We start from the raw sequence: 3,766 nt of genomic DNA on the forward strand, positions 1-3,766 counted from the left end.
AATTAATCTTAATTACAACAGACAAATGTTATAAAAATTCTAATTCAAAAAAAATAAAGTTTTTTAATGAAAGTAGTGAGTTAGGGGGTGGAGATCCTTACTCATCGAGTAAAGCTTGTGCAGAAATTGCTATACATGCATACCAAAACATTTTTTTTAAAAATAAAAAAGTTAAAATTTCATCAGCTAGAGCGGGTAATATCATTGGTGGAGGAGACTGGGCAAAAGATAGATTAGTGCCAGATATATATAGATCTTTGCATAGCAAGAAAGTTCTTAAAATTAGGTACCTGAATGCCACAAGACCTTGGCAACACGTATTAGATGTTATAAATGGTTATTTATTACTTGCACAATCAAATTACTCAGGTGCATGGAATTTTGGTCCTAGTTTAAAAAAAACATTTAAGGTTAAGGATATTTTGTTGAATATAAAAAGAAGAAATCCAAAGTTAATATGGAAAATTTTAAAACCAAAAGAAATTCAAGAATCAATTAATTTAAATCTTGATATAAAAAAAGCAAAAAAGATATTGAAATGGCAACCAAAATGGAAAATAAAAAAAACTCTTGAAGAGACAAATAAGTGGTATGAAAATTTTTATAATAAAAAGGATATAAATTATTTAACCATTAAACAAATAAAGGATTTTTTTAAATTATGAGAATAACATATGGAAAAAATGTTTACGGAAAAGAAGAAATATCTGCAGTTGTAAAGCAATTAAAAAAAACAACTCAAATGTCAGATAGCGTAAGAGCTTTTGAAAAAAAAATTGCTAAAATATTTGGGAAAAAATATGGCTTAATGGTAAATTCAGGATCTTCAGCTCTCACTCTAGCCATGGATTTGATTAATATTAAAAAAGGTGATGAAATTATAACACCTGCTTTAAATTTTGGAACAGCCATAACATCAATTATAAAGGCAAATGCTAAACCAATTTTTGTTGATATTGATGTAGATACGTTACAAATATCTATAGAAGAATTAAAAAAAAAAATTACAAAAAAAACAAGAGCATTATTAATACCAAACTTAATAGGAAATATTGCTAACTGGATTGAAATCAAAAAGATAATAAAAAAATATTCAAACATAACTATTATTGAGGACTCTGCAGATACATTGGGAGCCAAAATTGGAACTAAAAGCACTGGATACTTTAGTGATATATCAATAACTAGTTTTTATGGTTCTCATGTAATAAGTTGTGGAGGGAATGGAGGATTATTACTTTTAGATAATAAAAAGTTTTATGAAAAAGCAAAAGTTCTTAGAAGCTGGGGTAGAATGTCATCATTATTAAAAGACTCAGAGGATATCAATAAACGATTGGGAATTAAATTAAAAGGAATTGAGTATGATATGAAATTTGTTTTTTCAGAAAATGGTTATAATTTTGAGCCATCAGAAATTGGGGCAGCATTTGGTTTAGAACAATTAAAAAAATTTAAGAGCTTTAGTTTAAAAAGAAATCAAAATTTTGAATTACACAAAACTTTTTTTGGTAAGTTTGAAGATTTATTTATTTTACCATCAACATTAAAAAATGTTAAAACAAATTTTTTATCTTACCCAATAATCATAAAAAAAAATAAATATTTTAATAGAAAAGAACTTCAAATTTATTTAGAAAAAAATAACATTCAAACAAGACCGATTTTTACTGGCAACGCATTGAGACATCCAGCATTTAGTAGTCTAGTCTCAAAAAGGAACAAGTTATCAAGTTTTAAAAATGCTGATTATATTATGAAAAACGGTATACTTATTGGTTGTCATCAAGGCTTAACAACAAATAACATAAAGTATATTCATAAATTGATAAATAAATTTTTTAAAAAAAAAAATTACAATAACTGATGAGAGAAATTACGATAGTATGTCCAATTTTTAATGAAGAAGAAAATATCGAATTTTTTATAAAAAATTTTAATGAAATTTTTAAAAATCACCCAGATTATAAATTTTCTATATTGTTTGCGGATAACAATAGTACAGATTCTTCTAGAGAAATATTAAAAAAAATCTGTAAAGAAAGAAAAGAAATCAAATACATAAGATATGCAAAAAATAATGGAGTGATGAAGTCTTTATTTAATGCAATAAAGCACGTTGATACTGATGCCTGTGCTGTATTTGATTGTGATTTACAAGATGATCCAAAATTACTAAATGAGTTCATAAAAAACTGGGAGTTAGATATTAAGATTATTTATGGAAAGAGAGTAAAAAGAAAGGAAATATTTTTTCTAGGATTTTTTAGAAATATTTTCAAAAAACTCAGTAATTATTTGAGAGGCTATGAAATTGAAATTGAGTCTGGTGCTTGGTTTTTAGATAAGGAAGTTATTCAGCAAATCAGTAATGATGAATATGAACCATTTTTACCATTATTGATTAATAATTTAGACTTTGAAAGCAAGGGTGTAGAATATGAGAGAATTGAGAGAAAAAGAGGATTTTCTAAATTTAATTTCTTTAATTATTTAAGTTACGCAGCTGAAGGACTTGTAAGCGGTACAATTAAACCATTAAGAGTATCAGTTTATTTTAGTTTTCTATTTGGGTGTATTTCTTTTTTTTCAGCAATATATTTTCTTATAGCAAAGTTTTTTTTAAAAATTGTATTTGCAGAAGGTGTGGCTGCAATAATAATTATTAATTTGATTTCCTTTAGTTTGATATTTTTATTTTTAGGAATTTTAGGTGAATATATTGGTAAAATATATTTAAAAGATGATAATAAAAAAATACCTAAAATATCTGAGAAAATAAATATATAAATCAATTAATGAAAAAGTTTTTGATTGTTGGTGCCTCAGGCTTTATAGGATCTAATATTTTAAACTTACTACCTATTAAAATTGATCTAACAATTGTTACATCAAAAAAAAAAAAGATAATTGAAAAAATTAAAAAAAAAAATTTTTCTAAAATTACTATAAAAAATTACAACTTTATATCTTTTAGAAATAAAAATATTATTCAAGAGATTGATGTAATAATTAATTGCACAGGTGCTTACCCCAAAAAAAATAACATAAAAAAACTTATATTTTTAAATTATAAACTTCCTAAATTACTTTTTGATTTATCAGTAAGTAAAAAACCTAAACAATTTATAAATATAAATACATTACTAAAAAATAGAAAATCAACTTATGTAAAATATAAACATAAATTATCTGATTATTTTAAATCTAAACTTGAAAATACTAAGGTTATCGATCTTTTTATTGGTCATTTGTATGGAGATGTAAGAAATAAAAAAGAATTTATTTACTCAATGATGATTAAAATTTTAAAAAAAGAAAAAAAATTAAATTTTACAAAAGGTCAACAAAAAAGAGATTTTATTCATATCAAAGATTTTAGAAAACTTTTTAAGAAAATATTAAAAACAAAACTTAATAAAAAATATTCAAAGTTTGATATTAGTAGTTTTAAAAACTATTCTATCAAGTCAGTAATTCTGCTTATCAAAAAAATTACACGCTCAAACATTGATATTAATTTTGGTTATTTTAAATATAGAAAAGGAGAGGACTTTTCAATTAAAGGTGATATTAAAACTTTAAGCAGATTTAATTGGAAACCAAAAATTAAACTATCAAATGGTATTAAACTTTTATTGAAAGAAATTAAAATTGAATTACTAAAACAAAAACAACTTAAAATATAATGAACTATTTAAAAAAAATATTCTCACCTTCTTTTTTCATTCTTTCAATTTTTTTATTTATTTATACATTTTATAAA

Annotated in this window: 4 protein-coding genes; all 4 read left to right on the forward strand. The window is 23.4% G+C overall.

The features are described from left to right. Positions 1-665 (forward strand): GDP-mannose 4,6-dehydratase (locus tag AMN81_RS05625; protein WP_143312066.1); only part of this gene is annotated, 665 nt, incomplete at its 5' end. Further along, positions 662-1,867 carry a DegT/DnrJ/EryC1/StrS family aminotransferase gene (locus tag AMN81_RS05630; protein ID WP_072091083.1) on the forward strand — a complete coding sequence of 402 codons (1,206 nt, stop codon included), beginning with the start codon at positions 662-664 and terminating at the stop codon, positions 1,865-1,867. The genes AMN81_RS05625 and AMN81_RS05630, both read left to right, overlap by 4 nt. Continuing rightward, entirely contained in the window at positions 1,867-2,790 is a 924-nt protein-coding gene (locus tag AMN81_RS05635; protein WP_072091085.1) for a glycosyltransferase, read from the forward strand. Before AMN81_RS05630 ends, AMN81_RS05635 begins: the two co-directional genes overlap by 1 nt. 8 nt (positions 2,791-2,798) lie before the next feature. Next, a complete protein-coding gene (locus AMN81_RS05640; RefSeq protein ID WP_072091087.1) occupies positions 2,799-3,689 on the forward strand; it encodes an NAD-dependent epimerase/dehydratase family protein in 891 nt (296 codons plus the stop codon). Positions 3,690-3,766: the final 77 nt, after the last annotated feature.

Source organism: Candidatus Pelagibacter communis, from assembly GCF_001179845.1.
GTDB classification, from domain to species: domain Bacteria; phylum Pseudomonadota; class Alphaproteobacteria; order Pelagibacterales; family Pelagibacteraceae; genus Pelagibacter; species Pelagibacter ubique_Q.

Coding starts and splice junctions, on each gene's coding strand:
- AMN81_RS05630 (WP_072091083.1), top strand. CDS start 662: ATGAGAATAACATATGGAAAAAATGTTTACGGAAAAGAAGAAATATCT.
- AMN81_RS05640 (WP_072091087.1), top strand. CDS start 2,799: ATGAAAAAGTTTTTGATTGTTGGTGCCTCAGGCTTTATAGGATCTAAT.
- AMN81_RS05635 (WP_072091085.1), top strand. CDS start 1,867: ATGAGAGAAATTACGATAGTATGTCCAATTTTTAATGAAGAAGAAAAT.